This window comes from Ralstonia mannitolilytica, assembly GCF_905397375.1.
GTDB classification, from domain to species: Bacteria; Pseudomonadota; Gammaproteobacteria; order Burkholderiales; family Burkholderiaceae; genus Ralstonia; species Ralstonia mannitolilytica.
The window spans coordinates 230,036-245,649 of record NZ_CAJPVG010000007.1; the positions used below are offsets into that span (position 1 = coordinate 230,036).

A 15,614-nucleotide genomic window follows, 5' to 3' on the forward strand; every position below is an offset into this window, starting at 1 on the left:
CGGTATCAATGGGTGTGTTCGGCAGAGGCCTTGCCGAGCTCAGACTTCACGACAAAACTGCCTGCCGCTGCATAGGGAGCCCCCGGCTTGAGTCCTTGCACCACCTCGACCCGCTTGCCATCACTGCGGCCCAACTGCACGGGCTGGGCAATGAAGCCTCCGTTCACTTTCAGGAACACCACGGGCTTGTCGCCCAAGGTCTGAATGGCGTCACTGGCCACAGTCACGGGTACTTCCGCCTCCGATGCAGTCACCTCCACACTGACAAACAGACCAGGACGCCAAACGCCCTTGGGGTTGGACAAGACCACGCGGGCCTTGGCCATGCGAGTCTGTTCACCGATCAACGAACCCACAAAAGTTATGGTTCCGGTCGCGCTGGCATCGAAGGCCGTCGCTTTGATGGTGACCTTCTCGCCAACCCTGACCAGCGGCAAATCCTTCGCGGGCACGTTGATCTCGGCCCAGACCTGTCCCAGGTCAGACACGGTGAACACGGCGGCGTCTTCCTTGACGGCTTCACCCAGGCTCAGATGCTTTTCAATCACCAAGCCGTCGAATGGCGCGCGCAGCTCGAAGCGATTGAGCCCCCCCGAAGATCCTGATGTCAGACCCAAGGCGGACAGCTTCTGCTGGGCGTTGGCCACGGCGACCTCTGCCTCGTGTAAGGCTTGCTTGGCTTGCAGGTAGTCCTGCTCGGCAGAGATCTTCTGCTCCCAGAGCCGCTTTTCACGCTCATACGTGGTCTTGGCCAAGGTCAATCGCTTTTGTGCTGTCTGCAACTCGCTGCGCTGCTCTGATGCCGCCGGGCTGGCGATGACGGCCAGAACTTGACCCCGTCTGACCGCTTGCCCCAGGCTGGCCTGCACACTCTCGACCACACCGGCAATGCGCGGCACAACGTGCGAAGTCCGGTCTTCATTCAGACGAATTTCGCCTGGCAATTGCAAAGCAGACTTGATGCGCGCAGCACCTGCCGTGTCGATGCCAATGGATGCGGCCTTGATTTGTGCATCGCTAAGCTCGACCTTCCCTTCCTCCTGGGTCAGGACGAACATGAAGGGCTCGGTGGCAGTCTGGGCAACGATGCTGATCTCGAACGCGTGTGGCTCGGGCACCACCTCGCGGCTCACCAGGCTGTCCTTGTCAGGTGCAAAGTTGAGGGTCTGCGTCTCTCCGGTCAAGCGCGTGATGGTGGCGCTGACTTTGGCTGCATTGTTTGGAAGCGGCTTATCTTTGCTGAACAGCCAGATCCGCAGGCGTGGTTCGCCTCCGTCCTCGGCCAGCAAAGCCTCCAGCCCAAAATCTCCTTCCTTGAACAGCTTGCCGCCATGAGGCCCCTTGCTGGGGCCTTCGTGGTGCTCGCCGTCAGCGTGGCCTTTGTCATGATCGTGCCCATCGCCACTCGTCTTGCCGTGGTCCTGCATCGCCAGTTCGTGGCCACGCTCGCCTTTACGGTCGAGCAATTTGAGGATTTCAGGTGCGAGACGGAAGGCCCCTCCGAGGAGACCACCGAGCAAGGTCTCGATCATTGCGGGCCTCCCATCAGCTTGAGCTTGATGGCAGCACCAACCAGCAGCGCGGCCAGGATGCCGGTGGTCACGACCTTGATGGTGGTCTGCCACGCCGTGCGTCGCGCATCGCGCCAGGCTTCCAGCAAGTCGCGCAGCTCGCGGATGTCCTTCGCGGCGTGGCCGTTTTCGAGGCCGAGATGGGACAGCACACGCTCGGCACCGCGTTCAGCGGCGCGGTCGAGCAATTCGTCGAAGTCCTCGCGGCGCAGCAAAAGCATGTTCTCCACGATCGCTGGCATCCGGCAGTCCTTCACCCATCAGGTTGTCCTCGGGGGACAGGCGCGTGATGAAGCCCGCAAACATCGCGGCGGTTTTCTTGCGCACGAGCTCGGCGTCGTCGTACTGGTCGAGTTCGTTGAGCTTGACCAGTGCGCGCGCCAGCCACGGCTCGCCCCGGATCTGTCCTGGCCGCAAGGGACGAAACAGGTGAATGATTTCGCTGGCCGGGACACGCACTGTGTCGAGACCGCCCACCACGCCACCGGTGCCTGACATCGGGGCCAGTGAGCCATCACCCGGGTGTGAGCGATACAGGTGGTAAGCCACCCGCCGTCCGAGCTTGTCGAATTCAATACCCGCACGGATGACGTTTCCGGAAGCCAACTCCTGATTCAGCGTGGCTGGCAGATGTTCGGGTTCGAGCAACTGCAATTGCAGGCCCACCGGCAGGCCATCCTCCGGGCGGCGATAGCGCAGCCGCACCAGACATTCCCCGCCTTCGAGCATGGCGCGACAGGCCAAGGCCTGCAGACCGTAGAAATCAGTCAGTCCGGCGGCATCGGCCTCCTCGCACCAGTCCCACCACAGGCTGTGGATCGCTTCGCGCAGGGGCTGATCCGCCAGCATGCTCTGCGGCTTGATGCCGGTGCCGATGGCGTTCGAGACAAAGGCTTCAACGCCTGCCGCTGCCCAGGCATTGCGGCGTACCAGATCGCGGCTCTTGGCGCGCAATTCGTTCTGGGTAAACGCCAGTGCTGCGACTGCGCCTGGATTGCCGACCTGCCACGCCAAGGCGCGACGGCCGCCACCGATACCGTCATAGAACGGGGTGCCGCCAAGCAGGCTCATGCCGACGCGTCTACGCACTCGGTCAAACCATTGCATGTTCAGAACCCTTTACCGGTGGTGACCCGGATCTGACGTGGCGCGCCGGGCCACAGTCCGGTGTCTACGGCCTGCTCGAAGAGGTCGCGCTTGACCGCCGCGATGGCGGCCTGGAGTTCATCGACGCTGCGGTACTCGACGGTCTTGTCGCCAAAGGTCACGCGCCTTTCGCCCTTGACCAGCGCCGCTTCCAGTGCGTCGAGATGTGCTTGTGTGTAGGCCATCAGCGGAACACCGTGAGGTTGATTTCGGAGGAGTCGTCGAACGATGCGGACGTGGTAGCGCAACTGACGTCGACGTACTGGGCGGTCTTTTGGTCGGTGCTGGATCGCACGATGGCAATGCGCTGCGTGCCGCTGTTGGTGCTGCTGCGGGCGAGCGCCGTCCAGCAGTAGTTGGCGTCCGGCATGGCGGTGGCGAAGGTCACGCGGTAGCGGCCTGCCGCCGTCCGGGTCACGCTGGCCACGTTGTGCGACGAGCGCACGACGATCTGGTTGCCGACGTAGCCGAAGCACACCCACGCCCGGGCCAGACCGGGGTGGGTTGCGTCGATCTTGGTCTTGACCTCGAGCCCGACACGACTGGCCAACGCACTGATGCGCGATACGAGGCTCATCAGACCAGCGCACCCACAAAGACCGCGACGAAGTCAGTGTCGGTATTGCCGACATCGGTGGCTGCGACGGCACCGATGTTGCTGCGCGCCTGAAGTTGCTCGGCCACGGTCAGCGACTGCGCCGCATCGAAGCGCACGCGGTTGTTCACGGCGGCGAGCAGCGGATCCAGACCACTGGTGCCGTTCTGCAGCAGTTGCTGGATTTCCACCAGCGTGTCGTACGCGGCATCGGCACCGCCCAAGATCTCGGTCTTGAGCGCATCGAGCAGTGAGACGATCTTGTTGGACGAGTACGTGGTCGTGGCCGCGACGTGCGCATCGTCGATCACCGCCGACGACACCACCGCGGCCTTCAGCTCGTTGATGGCCGCCACCAAGCTCGACTTGTCGGTGGTGGTGAGGTGGGCGAGGTTCCCGGCCTTCGCGCGGACGTCGTTGAACTCCTGCGCGACGCGGATGACCAGGCTCTCGATGCGGGTGGTCAGTGACATAGCGTCTCCTCGTCAGGACAGCCAGCGGCTTTTGATCACGCGCCGACCGGTGTTGCGATTGCCAGAAACAGCGAGGCCACCGCGTTGGGTGGCCTCGGTGATCGATTCAGTAGGTGTTTCAAGGGCTGGCGGACTGGCCAGCCCCAGTTGCCGCTCCAGTTCGCGCCAGTGGCGTTCCTCGAAGCGGTCGAGCCCTGCGGCCGCAGCAGCAGCACGGGCATACACGTAGCAGTCCAGCGCTTCGTTGCGCTCACGCACCTTCTGCCACTCCCGCACCGGAAAACCATTCCTGTCGCGGCGGGTGATCAGTTGCTCGGCGCAGAGCTGCTGGATGAACTCGGCGTCGATCTTGGGCAGGTGGACGAAACCGGCCGGGTAGGTCACCGTCACGCCGTCGTCGGCCACCTCCGCGCTCTGGCGCAGGTGGTTGTAGAACTCGAGTTTGGCGAGCCCCACCGCGACCGCATACACCTTGATGCCCCGGCGCAGCTTCTTGCCCGCCTGCGAGACATCGACCGCCGTCGGTGTGCCGATCAGGGCTGCGCCCCCCATCGAACCCGTCCGCACGCCCTTGACCGCCATGACCCGCGCGTCGCGGCAGGCGCGCACGAAGGCGTAGGCCTCCTGTGTCGCAAAGCCGGTGTCCAGCGCCAAGCGGGCCAGCGGCATGGCCGCGCCCGAGGCATGGGTCCAGGTCTCGGCGAGCATCCCGCCCAGCGCCTTCCACACCGCATCCCGTGCGGTGTCGCCCATCAGCACCCGGTGCTCGATGAGCCAACACTCCTTGCCACGCCCGAAGGCCCAGACCGAGACCTCGATGCGGTCCTTCTGCACGTCGGCGCCGGCGGTGAGCAGCAGGCCGCCTGCGGGAATGGTGCCGATGGCATAGTCCTCGCGGCGCTCCAGCAGGCGTTGCCAGTCGGGCGCTTCGCCCTCCTCGACCCAGGTCTCGCCGAGCTCGGTGTTCTTGAAAGTCTTGATGGCAGCGGCCGATCCCGACTCTTTACTGACGGCGGCTTCCCACGCGGCGGCGATCTCGCGCCAGGCGCGCCAGCCCAGCGGGCTGTACAGCGACGACAGATGAAACCCCGCCGTCTTGCCCGAGCCTTCCGCCGTCGCGCGCCACTCGCCGTGCTCCAGCATCCAGGTCTTGTGGTGCTCGGCGATCGCCGTCTCGCATGATTCGCACACATACGCCGCCGTCTCGGGCCGGCCCTTCTCCCAACGCAGTTGCTCGAAGCGCAGCCACTGCCGGTGCGAGCAATGCGGGCAGGGCACGAAGTAGCGGCGCTGGTCCCCGAGCACATCCAAGGCGGTGCCCGCCGCAAGGTGCTCGACGGCCTGGCCAACCGCGCCCTGATCGCCCGCCAGGGCGAGGTCTGGGTCGTTGCCGACGCAGGCTACGAGGCCTTGGGCGTGCCGCGCCCGGGTGCCCGCACCGCCCCGCGCCAGTCCTTCGTTGCGAAGCTCGATGCGGTGATCGCCCGGGCCGAGCAGGCGCAGACGGCGCGCGACGAGGCCGACCTGGAGGCGGCGGTGAACGCCGCCGAAGCGGCCTGGGCGCAGGATGCGCATCGCAGCGCCGAGCCCCGCCGCCCCCGCGCCCACAGCAAGCAGGCGCAGGTGATCGCGATGCTGCAGCGTCCCGAAGGCGCCACCCTCCGCCAGATCATGGACAGCACCGGCTGGCAGGCGCACACGGTGCGCGGCACCTTGGCCGGGGCGCTGAAGAAGAAACTGGGCCTGACGATCGTCTCCGAGAAATCCCCGGGCGGCGAGCGCGTCTACCGGATTCGCTGACTGTCAAAGGCGCGGCCTAAAGCCGCGCCGTTTCCCAAAGGAATCAATCAACGATCTGATGCTTGGCTTCTCGATCGAACAGCGCGTTCATACGGGTGTCGCCACCCCAACCCGCAGGAGCAACCCATGACCACGACCCAGCCCATCCCCGCCACCCGCAACGACGCCTGGGGCTTTTACGGCACGATGAACGAACACGCCGACGCCGCCTGGCCCATCACGATGACCACGATCTCGCAGGCCACCGGCCAGACCCTGGAGGCAGTGCGAGCCTTCCTCGACAGCCGTCACGGCCGCCACTTCGCGGACGAAGTGCTCCCCCACCTGCATGCGGGCCAGACCCTCCACGACGCGATCGACGCCGCCACCCGGCAGTGGATGGGATGGACCATCGGCCGCCAGACCAGCAAGGACTACGGCATCCCGCGCGGGCTGCCTTATCTGACCGGGTTCGTGATTCACTGCGCGATCGCCGACGAGTCGCTCGCCGCCTGATCGAAGGCCAGGCCATCCGCCTCGCGGGTGGCTTGCTGGCCCGTCCAGTCCTGCCAGCGCCGCACGATCACGTCCGCATACTTCGGGTCGAGCTCGATCAGCCGCGCCACGCGCCCGGCCTTCTCGGCGGCGATCAAGGTCGTGCCCGAGCCGCCGAAGGGGTCGAGCACCACGTCGCCGGGGCGGCTGGAGTTGCGGATGGCCCGCTCGACCAGATCCACCGGCTTCATGGTCGGGTGCAGATCGTTCTTCGCTGGCTTCTTGATCTGCCAGACGTCGCCCTGGTCGCGGTCGCCGCACCAGTGGCGCGTCGCGCCTTCGGGCCAGCCGTAGAGGATCGGCTCGTACTGGCGCTGGTAGTCCGAGCGGCCCAGCGTGAAGGTGTTCTTGGCCCAGATGATGAAGGTCGACCAGTGCCCGCCGGCGGCGCGGAAGGCCGCTTGCAGCGTGTCCAGTTCGCTGGAGGACATGGCGACGTAGATCGCGCCTCGGGTGTGCGCCATGATCAGCGCCAGCGCATCAAAGAGGAAATCGTAGAAGCCTTCGCCCAGCGCATCGTTGAGGATGGGGCGGTGTTTGCCGCGCAGCTTGTCCTTCGCGCTGTTGGCGTAGTTCACGTTGTAGGGCGGATCGGTGAAGACCATGTCCGCCCGCTCGCCGTCCGGAAACAGGCGCGCGTAGGCCTCGGCGGTGGTTGCGTCGCCGCAGACCAGGCGGTGCGGCCCGAGTCGCCAGACGTCGCCCGGCCGGGAGACGGGTTCCTCGGGCACGTCGGGCGCGGCGTCGTCCTCCGTCCGGCCCTCGATCTGTGGTTCCTCATCGGCCAGCAGTTCTGCCAGTGCATCGGCGTCGAATCCGGTGAGATCGAGATCGAAGCCATCGTCCTGCAGCGCCTCCAGTTCGATGCGCAGCAGTGCATCGTCCCAGGTCGCGAGTTCCGCGAGCCGGTTGTCCGCGAGCACCAGTGCCCGTCGTTGGGTGGGCGTCAGGTGATCGAGCACCACCACCGGCACGGTGGGCAGGCCCAGCTTGCGCGCGGCGGCGAGCCGCCCATGGCCCGCGACCAGCACACCGTCGGCGCCGGTGAGAATGGGATTGACGAAGCCGAACTCCGCGATGGAGGCCGCGATCTGGGCGATCTGCTCGTCCGAGTGCTGGCGGGCGTTGCGCACGTAGGGCAGCAGCTTGTCGATCGGCCAGAGCTCGATGCGATCGGCCAGCCAGTGGGCGTTCATTTCCTGTACAATACTTCTGTCCAATTCCAGAGGTGCCGCCATGACCATCGAAACCACCTACAGCCAGGCGCGCGAGCAGCTCAAGGCGCTGATGGACCGCGCCGTGGACGATCGCGAGGTCATCGTGGTGCGCCGTCGCTCGGGAGGAGCCGTGGCGATGATCGCGGCCGATGAGCTCGAAGGCTTGATGGAAACGGCGCACCTGCTGCGCTCGGCCAAGAACGCCGAACGGCTGCTCACGGCCCTCAACCGGGCACGCACGACAAGCCTGAAGCCCACGACGCTCGCCCAGCTCAAGCAGGACGCCGACCTTGAAGCGTGAGGCCTCGCGGCTTGCGGTCTGCCATCCGGAATTTCTCGAAGACCTGCGTCATTGGGTGGAGACCGACCGTCGCACCGCCCGCCGCTTGCTCGAACTCGTCGAGGCGGTGCTGCGCGATCCCTTCGATGGCATCGGCAAACCCGAGCCGCTGAAATACCTCGGCCCGGACGTCTGGTCGCGACGCATCACCCAGGAGCATCGCTGCGTCTATCTGGTCAAGGCCGATCGCGTCGAGTTCCTCCAGGGGCGCTACCACTACTGACGGTACGTTCGGCCGCCACCTCGTCGAAGGTCCGGCCGCTGCCCTCCAGCACCGGCACCGTGCCCGGGTGGTGCTGCAGCCAGCGGCGCAGCGCGACGTCCACGTACTCTGGAGCGAGTTCGATGGCGCGTACCGGGCGGCCGGTGAGTTGGCCGGCCAGCAGCGTGGTGCCCGAGCCCGCGAACGGCTCGAAGACGATCTCGCCCGCGTCGGTGTAGGCCTCGATGAAGAACTTCGGCAGGCCCAGCGGGAACACCGCCGGATGATCGATGCCTTCACCGATGCGGCCGCGCTGACGCGTCACCTCGACGACCGAGTCTGGGATGCGGAACTCCTGCGTGGGCTGTCCGGCATGGTTCCAGGCGCCGACCTTGCCGTCCTTGCCGCGCATCGCGGTGGACGAGCCGTCGGCGCGCAGGTGCGTCTCGTGGCCGGCCCATTTGCAGGGCACGATCTTGTTCGGTTTGCGCGCCTGGCGGTTGAAGTGGAACACGAACTCATGGCGCGGCGCGAGGCGACCGGCCCAGTCGCCGGGCACGGTCACCGACTGGTCCCAGACGTACCAGCCGAAGCGCCGCCAGCCCTGGGTGCGCATCCACTCGATCCAGCCGTCCCAGTACGGCTGCCACTCGTTGTCGCGATGCACGAGCCCGAGGTTGACCAGGATTTGCGCGTCCTCGCGCAGTGCCGCGCGAGCAGCGCCGAACACGCCTTGCATCAGCGCGTCCCAGTCCGCGATGCCGCCGGTGGTGTAGTCGCGCTGATTGGCATACGGCGGGCTGGTGAAGAGCAGGTGCGCCCGCTCGCCCTCGAGGAGGCGCGCGACGGCGGCCGCGTCGCGGCTGTCGGCGCACAGCAGCCGATGTTCACCGATCAGCCACAGATCGCCGGGGCGCGTGACCGCCACCGCGGGCGGTATGACGTCGTCCTCGTCCGCGTCGCGGACCAAGGCGCTCGTGTCCTCATCGGCGGACGGTTCCGTCTCCTCGATGGCGTCGAGCAGGCCTTCGATCTCGGAGGCAGAGAAGCCGGTCAGATCCAGGTCGTAGCCCGCGTCGGCCAGTTCGGCGAACTCCAGCGCGAGCATCGCCTCGTCCCAGCCGGCATCGAGTGCGAGCCGGTTGTCGGCGATCACGTAGGCGCGCTTCTGCGCGGGCGTCAGGTGCGCGAGCTCGATCACCGGCACCTCGGCGAGCCCCAGCTTGCGTGCGGCCAGCAGCCGGCCGTGACCGGCGATCACACCGTGCTCGCCATCGACCAGGATCGGGTTGGTCCAGCCGAACTCGGCGATGCTGGCGGCGATGCGCGCGATCTGCTCGTCGCTGTGCGTGCGCGGATTGCGGGCGTAGGGGATCAGCGTCTCGACCTTGCGGTACGTGACGGCGAGCGTGTCCAGAATCGGTGCCTCGGAAACGAAGAAGCCCGCCGACGGCGGACCGTGGGCGGGCTGGGAGTGTCGGGGAGAAGGTCTCGGGCTGGAGGGCTGCAAACCGCAAACCCTGCAAACCTCGGTTTGCACCCTGACGCTATCGAAGCGCCGCGCTCGCGCCCCCCGCATGGCTCGGTGCCCAGGAAGGACCCGTGGATGGCTGGGCGGCTTCCTCGACCGTCACCGCTGTCCAGACCTTAGCCGAAATGCTACCCCCAAACGGGCGGATCTGTTGCAGTGGCGAAAGCCGCATTTCGCCGCCGATGCGCGCGGATGCGCGACCGCACCCGCCAAATCACGCCAAAACACTACGCCGTCAAGGCGACGCCGTTGAGGTGATCGGCCACCAAATGCAACGCCCGCTGCCACCGCCGCCACGCCGTGGTCCGGTCGCAGCCGAAGCGGGCGCAGATGTCGCGCCAGCGGTGGCGCTCGGCGCGCATCCACACCAGGTGCCGCTCCTCTTCTTCCAGCCACAAGACCCAGCGCATGGTCTCGAGCATCCGCTCGACCGTCTCGGGTGCGGGCGGGAAGCGCCGGATCGAGGGTTCGGCCCCCAGCGTCTCCCAGGGCATGCGCCGGATCGCGGGCCAGGTGTTGAAGTAGCCCTGCACGCGCACGGACGGCAGGCGGTGGGCGGTGATGGCCGCCTCCCGGAAGCGTTCGGCCACACGCTCGACGGTCCACTCAGCCATGGCGCGCCTCCCGTGCACCGTAGAGCCGCTCGCCGATTCGGCGGATCAGCTCGCGTTCCATCCAGTCGAGCCGGTCGTCCTCGAGGGAGACGACGAGCAGGCGTTGCTCGCGCCAGCCGCGGCGCTTGACGGCTTCCACGTCCATCGGCTCGGGCTGCAGGCGCCCCAGCGGGCAGCGGTAGCGAGGAATCGGGATGTCCATCTCACGCCTCCTGCGCCGCGTCGTGCTGCTGGATGGCCCAGTGCAACAGCGCCAGGGCATCGGCTTCGTTGTCATCGGCGGGCAGGTAGCCGCGAGCACGCATGGCCGCCATCATCTCGTCCTTGCTCGCATTGCCCTTGCCGGTGGCGTGTTTCTTGATCATGCCGACCGGCACGCCCTGGTACGGGATCTGGTGGTGCTCGCACCACGCCGTGAGCGTGGCCAGGAACCCGCCGTAGGCGTGCGCGGCGTCGGTCGAGACGTGGCGGCGCACTTCCTCGAAGACCAGCGCGTCGATCCCGTCGGCATGCATCTTCAGTTCGGCAAGCCACGTCTTGAGGCGCAGGAAACGCATGCCGCCGCCTTCGAAGCGTCGGGGCTTGAAGGATTGGCTGCCGCTGGTGATGCGGCCCGTGCGGTCGCGCAGCGCCCAGCCGGTGGTGGTGCCCAGGTCGAGGGCCAGGATCGTGGTGTGCATGGTGTCAGTCCTCGTTCGGTGGGGACTGACGCATCCGACGCACGATATCGATAGTTCCCGTGAGGCGCGCGCACGCGCGCGCGCGTAGAGACTTACGATGGACAGCGTCAGATGCGTCAGTCCTGTCGGTGGTCACGGGTGTTCAGTCGTCGGCATAGGGGGTGTAGGCGGGCTGCATCGGGTGCTTGAGACCCACGCCACGGAAGCCCCGGATGCCGGCGGCGTTGCGCCATTTCTCGACGCCGCGGGTGATCAAGAGGTCGGAGAAGCGGCGCTGTGAGCCGACGAACTCGCCGGCGGCCTCCGCCCACTGCTTCCAGTCGGTGAACAGTTCGGCGGTCAGTGACTTGGCATTGGCCTCGCGCACGCAGCGCTCCTCCAGCCAGCGGCCCAGCGCGTCCTCGGCTTCGAAGTACTCCTCGGTGGCGGCCACGACCTGCGGCGGCGGATCGAGCCGGCCCAGGCGCTGCCAGGCCAGGCACCCTTCCAGCGCCCAGGCCAGGATGCCGTCCCGCTCGGCCAGCAACTTCTGCTGCAGGTGTTTGTCGCGCCGCTCGGGCGGCACGGTGATCGTGAAGGGGATCAGGTGCAGCCGCCGCTTCATCGCCTCGTCGATGTTGCGGATGGCGGGCTTGTGGTTGCCGGCGATGACCAGCTTGAACTGGGGCGTGTACTCGAAGAAGTCCTGGCGCATGAAGCGCGCCGAGACCTTGTCGCCGCCGGTGATGGCCTTGACCTTGGACTCGTTCCAGCGCCGGCCCTGCTCGGTCTCGATGGAGGAGACGAAGCGCGCCCCGCGCAGGCCCGCCATGTCGGTCGGATGGCGGTCGCCGCGCGCCTCCATGAAGGTGTCCATCGGCGCGCTGGCGGCGTAATCGCCGAGGATCGTGGCCAAGGTGTTGACGAACACCGATTTGCCGTTGGCGCCGGTGCCGTAGAGGAAGAACAGCGCATGCTCCCGGGTCGAGCCGGTCAAGCAGTAGCCGCTGACGCGCTGCAAATAGGCTTGCAGGTCCGCGTCGCCGCCGGTGACTTCGGCAAGGAAGCGCCGCCAGGTCGGGCAGTCGCCGGCCGGCGTGGCGGTGGTGATCTTGGTCATGCGGTCGGCGCGGTCGTGTGCGCGCAGGCGGCCCGTCCTGAGGTCGACCACGCCGCCTGGGGTGTTGAGCAGCCAGGGATCGGCGTCCCACTCGGCGGTGGTCGCGGCATGACGTCGGTCTGCGCGAGCCAGGCGTTCGACGCCGCCGACGGTGCCGGAGGTGGCCAGCTTGGCCGCCAGCTTGGGGTTGTCGGCCTGGAGGGCCGCGTGTCGGCAGACACCGCGGATCAAGTCGGTGGCCGCCAGCGTCTCCTCGTTGCGCCAACGCCGGCCATCCCACACCAACCAGCGGCCCCAGGCCGCCACGTAGCGCCAGTCGCGGTGGTAGCGGCGGGTGAAGGCCAGCGCCAGGGCATCTTCGGTGCCCCACACCGATTCATCCGCGCCGATCACCGGCTCGCCGGGATCCGCAAGGTCATGCATCTGCACACGCGGGCCGTGGGCGAGGAAGGCCGCGACGTCGAAGCCCTCGGCCACGGCATCGGCCGCATCCCAGCCCTCGGCGGCTTCCTCGGGTGGGTAGAGGATGTGGCAGGACTTCGCGCCGGCGGACAGGATGGCCTGAGCCGCTTGCACCGCGTACTCCCAGCCCGGCTTGTCGCGGTCGGGCCAGATCAGCACGGCCTTGCCCGCCAGCGGCGTCCAGTCGGTCTTGTCCACCGGGGCGTTAGCCCCGTGCATCGCGGTGGTGGCGCACACGCCGGCGTCGATCAAGGCCTGGGCGCATTTCTCGCCCTCGACCAGCACGACCTGGGCGGCGTTGTGGATCCCCGGCTGGTTGTACAGCGGCCGCGGCTCGGGCGGGGCCATCTTGCGCCGTTTGGCGTCCCAGGGCCGGAACTCCTTCTTGCGCCCGGGCGGGTCGTAGCGGTAGACGACGGCGATGAGCTGCCCTTGTGCGTCGAGGTAGTCCCACTTGGCGGTGGCCGGGCCGAGGTCGTCGATCGAGGCCTTCTTGGCCGCCTTGCGCGGCGGGGCCGTGGGGACCCGCCCGACGAGGTCCTCGGCCAGGTCGAGGACGCGGGCGAAGTCGCCGTGCACGTCCACGCCGAAGTGGGCGCCGATCAGGTGGAACACATCGCCGCCGGAGCCTTCGGCGCGGTCGGTCCAGAGTCCCGCCTTGTCCCCAATGAGCACGACTTCCAGGCTGTCGCCCGGGCTGCCGAGCACGTCGCCGATGACGAACTTGCCGCGGCGCGTCCGACCGGCGGGGAACAGGGTGAACAGCACCGCTTCCAGCCTCGAGAGCAGGGCGGCGCGCACGGCCTCGCGGCGTTCGGACGCCGGGATCTCGGGCGCGGGTGCGGTGTCATTGAAGTCCAGCATCCGACTCCTCCTCGTGCCCTGCGTCGGCCGTGAGCAGGGCTTGACGTTCCTCCATCCACGCCATCAGTTCGGAGAGCTTGAAACGCAGCAGCTTGCCCACCCGGTAGTGCGGCAGGCCGAGACGTCGGCGCTCCTTCGCGTGCGTGAGCCAGTAGTGCGGCAGATTGAGCGCCAGTGCCGCCTCGCGTGCGTCGATCAGGCGCTCCCCGAGCACCGGGTGCAGTGGTGTCTCGTTCATGCCGCAGCCCTCCAGCACCGGTCCTGCCACGGGCACATCCGGCACTCGACATGGGTGGGATCGGAGAACGAGCGCGGCAGCAGTTCGCCCGCCTCGGTGGCCGTGATGACCTTCACGGCCCGGTCGGACATGCGCTGCGCCAACGCCGCATCGAACGGCACCAGCTCGGCGTGGATCTCCATGGTGTCGGCGTTCACCGCCGTGAACAGGGCCGGGTGCGCGTGCAGTTCGAGATAGGCCTGGTAGAGCGCGACCTGGGCGGCGTAGACGGGCTTGGCGACCGCGAGGCGATGTCTCTCCAACTCGCGCCACGATTTGGCGCCCAGGCACTTGTTCTCCCACAGCGCGGGATAGCCGGCCCCAAAGCCGAGGTCGGGCCCGGCGACGAGCACGCCATCGACGTGGCCCTGCAGGCGCCCGTCCAGCGCCGAGAAGCCGAATTGCTCCCCCGCGTCGGTGCGCGTGCGCAGATCGAAGCCCGCCGCGCGCAGCCATCCGACCATGCAGTCCTCGATCACGTGGCCGCGTTCGAACACGCGCAGCATCCGACCGTCGGTCTCCAGCGCAGCGTCGAACTTGGCGCGGGCTTGCTTGAGCCAGGCGAGCGCTTCGTCGAGGTTGCGGCTGATCTGCGCCTTCTGGGCGGGCGGGAGTTGAGCCAGCTGGCCGACGGACATCGCGGCGATGTCGGCGGGGTAGAGGGTCAAATCGCTCATCGCATCCCCCTTCAGCGCGCCGCGCGCTCGGAGGTCGAGTCGTGCAGGGCGCCACGCTCGAACTCGATGACCGACTCCAGGGGGTAGCTGACGCGCTTGGACAGCTTCAGGTAGCGCGGGCCCCGCCCTTCGCTGCGCCAGCGCTGCAGGGTCTTGGGGCTCAGGCCCCAGCGCTGCGCGAGCTCGTTTTCGTTGAGGACCCGACGGTCGCCGGGAGACAGGCTGTTGATCGCATCGACCGGCGACCGGGGGATGGTGCTTGCCGTTGTCGGCATGGAAGCCTCCTATGACGCTGTTGAGGAACAGGTGTCATTGCAGGCTTCGGGTGGCGAACCTTTAAGGGACGCAATGGCGAACCACGCGGGAACTTCGGGTTCGCCAAAGTTCTCGCCGATACGAAAACGGCGGGCACAAGGCCCGCCGTCATGGTCGAGGATCAGTCAAGGACGGCTGTGCGTCACTCCGCCTGCAAGGCGGCGATCAAGGGGCAGCGCACCCGGCCGCGAATGGCATTGCAGCGCTGCACGAGCTCGGACAGCGCCGCTTCGATGCGCTGCAGGTCAGCCAGTCGTTCGCGAACGTCAACGAGTTTGCGCTGAGCCTGCGCACGCGCCTCGGCGCAGTGCGATCCGTCCTCGAGCTTGAGCAGTTCGGACACCTCGTCGAGACTGAAGCCCAGCCGCTGTGCCGACTTGATGAAGCGGACGCGGCCAAGCTCGTCGGCGCCGTAACGGCGGATACTTCCCTGCGGCCGATCTGGTTCGGGCAACAGCCCCTTGCGCTGGTAGAAGCGGATGGTTTCGACATTGACGCCAGCCGCGCGCGCCAGCGCGCCGATCGTCATCGCCTCGATCTCGGGCGTGCTGTTCATGGTCTTGACTCCGTACTTAAGTACGGAAGTAAGCTTACTCCATGAAACCAGACACCCCAACTGCGCAAGGCAGTACCGGAGGCGGCCGTGCGGCGCTCGCGGCCGGATTCGTCTCGGCCATCCTCGCATCGACCTGCTGCCTCGGGCCATTGGTGCTGATCACGCTGGGCTTCTCAGGGGCATGGATCAGCAACCTGACGGCCCTCGAACCCTACCGCCCGATCTTCATCGGCGCGGCCCTCGTCGCGTTGTTCCTCGCCGGGCGACGCATATGGGCGAAAGCCCCGGCGTGCGAACCCGGACAGGCCTGCGCGGTGCCGTCGGTTCGGCGCGGCTACGAGCTGCTGTTCGGGATCGTGGTCGCCCTGGTGATCGTGGCGCTCGGCTTCCCGCTGGTCGCGCCCTGGTTTTACTGAACGGAGGTTTTATGAAGAGATTGCTTGGTTTTCCGATGCTGACGCTCGCCCTGATCGTGAGCGTGCCAGTCATCGCCGCGACAAAGACCGTCACCCTGTCAGTGCCGGGCATGAACTGCGCCGCCTGCCCGATTACGGTCAAGAAGGCGCTCGGCAAGGTGCCGGGCGTGGCCAAGACGGACGTGAACCTCGACAAACGACAGGCGACCGTGACGTTCGACGACGCGCGGGCGAATGTAGAGGCG

Annotated in this window: 21 protein-coding genes and 2 pseudogenes; 6 read left to right on the plus strand and 17 right to left on the minus strand. The window is 67.2% G+C overall.

Annotation, left to right across the window (positions count from 1 at the left end):
• Positions 1 to 5: 5 nt before the first annotated feature.
• From KHN96_RS15160 to KHN96_RS15190, 7 genes and pseudogenes are all read right to left on the minus strand, one after another.
• Positions 6 to 1,532: an efflux RND transporter periplasmic adaptor subunit gene (locus KHN96_RS15160; RefSeq protein ID WP_211888721.1), complete on the minus strand. Its 1,527-nt coding sequence runs from the start codon at positions 1,530 to 1,532 to the stop codon at positions 6 to 8.
• On the minus strand, positions 1,529 to 1,813 hold the full coding sequence (locus KHN96_RS15165; RefSeq protein ID WP_115044272.1) for a DUF6127 family protein: 285 nt from the start codon (positions 1,811 to 1,813) through the stop codon (positions 1,529 to 1,531). The genes KHN96_RS15160 and KHN96_RS15165 overlap by 4 nt, the downstream gene beginning before the upstream one ends.
• Positions 1,809 to 2,678: pseudogene (locus KHN96_RS15170) on the minus strand (phage portal protein); the annotation flags it as partial. The pseudogene KHN96_RS15170 and the gene KHN96_RS15165, both read right to left, overlap by 5 nt.
• 2 nt (positions 2,679 to 2,680) lie before the next feature.
• Positions 2,681 to 2,902 (minus strand): phage head-tail joining protein, encoded by a 222-nt coding sequence (locus KHN96_RS15175; RefSeq protein ID WP_115044274.1) that lies wholly within the window; start codon positions 2,900 to 2,902, stop codon positions 2,681 to 2,683.
• Complete coding sequence (locus KHN96_RS15180; protein WP_115044276.1) at positions 2,902 to 3,294, minus strand: hypothetical protein; 393 nt, start codon at positions 3,292 to 3,294, stop codon at positions 2,902 to 2,904. Before KHN96_RS15180 ends, KHN96_RS15175 begins: the two co-directional genes overlap by 1 nt.
• Complete coding sequence (locus tag KHN96_RS15185) at positions 3,294 to 3,785, minus strand: hypothetical protein (RefSeq protein WP_115044278.1); 492 nt, start codon at positions 3,783 to 3,785, stop codon at positions 3,294 to 3,296. The genes KHN96_RS15180 and KHN96_RS15185 overlap by 1 nt, the downstream gene beginning before the upstream one ends.
• Positions 3,786 to 3,797: 12 nt before the next feature.
• A pseudogene (locus KHN96_RS15190) lies at positions 3,798 to 5,081 on the minus strand (terminase gpA endonuclease subunit); the annotation flags it as partial.
• On the opposite strand from KHN96_RS15190, the gene KHN96_RS15195 reads away from it, so the two are divergent.
• On the plus strand, positions 5,049 to 5,585 hold the full coding sequence (locus tag KHN96_RS15195; RefSeq protein ID WP_115044437.1) for a DUF3489 domain-containing protein: 537 nt from the start codon (positions 5,049 to 5,051) through the stop codon (positions 5,583 to 5,585). The pseudogene KHN96_RS15190 and the gene KHN96_RS15195 overlap by 33 nt on opposite strands.
• Positions 5,586 to 5,711: 126 nt before the next feature.
• Positions 5,712 to 6,080 carry a hypothetical protein gene (locus KHN96_RS15200; protein ID WP_115044280.1) on the plus strand — a complete coding sequence of 123 codons (369 nt, stop codon included), beginning with the start codon at positions 5,712 to 5,714 and terminating at the stop codon, positions 6,078 to 6,080.
• Here KHN96_RS15200 and KHN96_RS15205 read toward each other — a convergent pair.
• On the minus strand, positions 6,044 to 7,315 hold the full coding sequence (locus KHN96_RS15205; RefSeq protein WP_115044282.1) for a site-specific DNA-methyltransferase: 1,272 nt from the start codon (positions 7,313 to 7,315) through the stop codon (positions 6,044 to 6,046). The two genes, KHN96_RS15200 and KHN96_RS15205, sit on opposite strands and share 37 nt — an antisense overlap.
• 40 nt (positions 7,316 to 7,355) lie before the next feature.
• Between KHN96_RS15205 and KHN96_RS15210 the strand changes: the two genes are divergently transcribed.
• Together KHN96_RS15210 and KHN96_RS15215 are read left to right on the plus strand one after the other, a co-directional pair.
• The gene (locus KHN96_RS15210) at positions 7,356 to 7,637 is read left to right on the plus strand and encodes a type II toxin-antitoxin system Phd/YefM family antitoxin (protein ID WP_019562359.1); all 282 of its coding nucleotides are present in this window, start codon (positions 7,356 to 7,358) and stop codon (positions 7,635 to 7,637) included.
• Complete coding sequence (locus tag KHN96_RS15215; RefSeq protein ID WP_019562360.1) at positions 7,627 to 7,899, plus strand: Txe/YoeB family addiction module toxin; 273 nt, start codon at positions 7,627 to 7,629, stop codon at positions 7,897 to 7,899. The genes KHN96_RS15210 and KHN96_RS15215 overlap by 11 nt, the downstream gene beginning before the upstream one ends.
• Here KHN96_RS15215 and KHN96_RS15220 read toward each other — a convergent pair.
• The 9 genes from KHN96_RS15220 to merR form a co-directional block, all read right to left on the minus strand.
• The gene (locus tag KHN96_RS15220) at positions 7,853 to 9,295 is read right to left on the minus strand and encodes a site-specific DNA-methyltransferase (RefSeq protein WP_115044439.1); all 1,443 of its coding nucleotides are present in this window, start codon (positions 9,293 to 9,295) and stop codon (positions 7,853 to 7,855) included. The genes KHN96_RS15215 and KHN96_RS15220 overlap by 47 nt on opposite strands.
• Positions 9,296 to 9,636: 341 nt before the next feature.
• On the minus strand, positions 9,637 to 10,023 hold the full coding sequence (locus tag KHN96_RS15225) for a DUF6362 family protein (protein WP_115044284.1): 387 nt from the start codon (positions 10,021 to 10,023) through the stop codon (positions 9,637 to 9,639).
• Positions 10,016 to 10,225: a hypothetical protein gene (locus KHN96_RS15230; protein WP_115044286.1), complete on the minus strand. Its 210-nt coding sequence runs from the start codon at positions 10,223 to 10,225 to the stop codon at positions 10,016 to 10,018. The genes KHN96_RS15225 and KHN96_RS15230 overlap by 8 nt, the downstream gene beginning before the upstream one ends.
• A 1-nt stretch (position 10,226) precedes the next feature.
• A complete protein-coding gene (locus tag KHN96_RS15235; protein ID WP_115044287.1) occupies positions 10,227 to 10,703 on the minus strand; it encodes a crossover junction endodeoxyribonuclease RuvC in 477 nt (158 codons plus the stop codon).
• A gap of 142 nt (positions 10,704 to 10,845) precedes the next feature.
• The gene (locus tag KHN96_RS15240) at positions 10,846 to 13,128 is read right to left on the minus strand and encodes a phage/plasmid primase, P4 family (protein WP_115044289.1); all 2,283 of its coding nucleotides are present in this window, start codon (positions 13,126 to 13,128) and stop codon (positions 10,846 to 10,848) included.
• Positions 13,112 to 13,366, minus strand: a complete 255-nt coding sequence (locus tag KHN96_RS15245; RefSeq protein ID WP_115044441.1) for a helix-turn-helix domain-containing protein — start codon at positions 13,364 to 13,366, stop codon at positions 13,112 to 13,114. The genes KHN96_RS15240 and KHN96_RS15245 overlap by 17 nt, the downstream gene beginning before the upstream one ends.
• The gene (locus KHN96_RS15250; RefSeq protein ID WP_115044291.1) at positions 13,363 to 14,082 is read right to left on the minus strand and encodes a hypothetical protein; all 720 of its coding nucleotides are present in this window, start codon (positions 14,080 to 14,082) and stop codon (positions 13,363 to 13,365) included. The genes KHN96_RS15245 and KHN96_RS15250 overlap by 4 nt, the downstream gene beginning before the upstream one ends.
• Before the next feature lie 11 nt (positions 14,083 to 14,093).
• The gene (locus KHN96_RS15255; protein ID WP_028769813.1) at positions 14,094 to 14,357 is read right to left on the minus strand and encodes a helix-turn-helix transcriptional regulator; all 264 of its coding nucleotides are present in this window, start codon (positions 14,355 to 14,357) and stop codon (positions 14,094 to 14,096) included.
• Positions 14,358 to 14,539: 182 nt separating this feature from the next.
• On the minus strand, positions 14,540 to 14,953 hold the full coding sequence (gene merR / locus KHN96_RS15260; RefSeq protein ID WP_053822773.1) for a mercury resistance transcriptional regulator MerR: 414 nt from the start codon (positions 14,951 to 14,953) through the stop codon (positions 14,540 to 14,542).
• Positions 14,954 to 14,994: 41 nt separating this feature from the next.
• Between merR and merT the strand changes: the two genes are divergently transcribed.
• Both merT and merP read left to right on the plus strand, forming a co-directional pair.
• Entirely contained in the window at positions 14,995 to 15,369 is a 375-nt protein-coding gene (merT, locus tag KHN96_RS15265; RefSeq protein WP_053822774.1) for a mercuric ion transporter MerT, read from the plus strand.
• 11 nt (positions 15,370 to 15,380) lie between these two features.
• Positions 15,381 to 15,614 (plus strand): mercury resistance system periplasmic binding protein MerP (merP, locus tag KHN96_RS15270; RefSeq protein WP_211888722.1); only part of this gene is annotated, 234 nt, incomplete at its 3' end.

Coding starts and splice junctions, on each gene's coding strand:
- KHN96_RS15240 (WP_115044289.1), bottom strand. CDS start 13,128: ATGCTGGACTTCAATGACACCGCACCCGCGCCCGAGATCCCGGCGTCC.
- KHN96_RS15200 (WP_115044280.1), top strand. CDS start 5,712: ATGACCACGACCCAGCCCATCCCCGCCACCCGCAACGACGCCTGGGGC.
- merT (WP_053822774.1), top strand. CDS start 14,995: ATGAAACCAGACACCCCAACTGCGCAAGGCAGTACCGGAGGCGGCCGT.
- KHN96_RS15230 (WP_115044286.1), bottom strand. CDS start 10,225: ATGGACATCCCGATTCCTCGCTACCGCTGCCCGCTGGGGCGCCTGCAG.
- KHN96_RS15225 (WP_115044284.1), bottom strand. CDS start 10,023: ATGGCTGAGTGGACCGTCGAGCGTGTGGCCGAACGCTTCCGGGAGGCG.
- KHN96_RS15180 (WP_115044276.1), bottom strand. CDS start 3,294: ATGAGCCTCGTATCGCGCATCAGTGCGTTGGCCAGTCGTGTCGGGCTC.
- merR (WP_053822773.1), bottom strand. CDS start 14,953: ATGAACAGCACGCCCGAGATCGAGGCGATGACGATCGGCGCGCTGGCG.
- KHN96_RS15235 (WP_115044287.1), bottom strand. CDS start 10,703: ATGCACACCACGATCCTGGCCCTCGACCTGGGCACCACCACCGGCTGG.
- KHN96_RS15195 (WP_115044437.1), top strand. CDS start 5,049: ATGCGGGCAGGGCACGAAGTAGCGGCGCTGGTCCCCGAGCACATCCAA.
- KHN96_RS15185 (WP_115044278.1), bottom strand. CDS start 3,785: ATGTCACTGACCACCCGCATCGAGAGCCTGGTCATCCGCGTCGCGCAG.
- KHN96_RS15160 (WP_211888721.1), bottom strand. CDS start 1,532: ATGATCGAGACCTTGCTCGGTGGTCTCCTCGGAGGGGCCTTCCGTCTC.
- KHN96_RS15175 (WP_115044274.1), bottom strand. CDS start 2,902: ATGGCCTACACACAAGCACATCTCGACGCACTGGAAGCGGCGCTGGTC.
- KHN96_RS15205 (WP_115044282.1), bottom strand. CDS start 7,315: ATGAACGCCCACTGGCTGGCCGATCGCATCGAGCTCTGGCCGATCGAC.
- KHN96_RS15245 (WP_115044441.1), bottom strand. CDS start 13,366: ATGAACGAGACACCACTGCACCCGGTGCTCGGGGAGCGCCTGATCGAC.
- KHN96_RS15165 (WP_115044272.1), bottom strand. CDS start 1,813: ATGCCAGCGATCGTGGAGAACATGCTTTTGCTGCGCCGCGAGGACTTC.
- KHN96_RS15255 (WP_028769813.1), bottom strand. CDS start 14,357: ATGCCGACAACGGCAAGCACCATCCCCCGGTCGCCGGTCGATGCGATC.
- KHN96_RS15250 (WP_115044291.1), bottom strand. CDS start 14,082: ATGAGCGATTTGACCCTCTACCCCGCCGACATCGCCGCGATGTCCGTC.
- KHN96_RS15210 (WP_019562359.1), top strand. CDS start 7,356: ATGACCATCGAAACCACCTACAGCCAGGCGCGCGAGCAGCTCAAGGCG.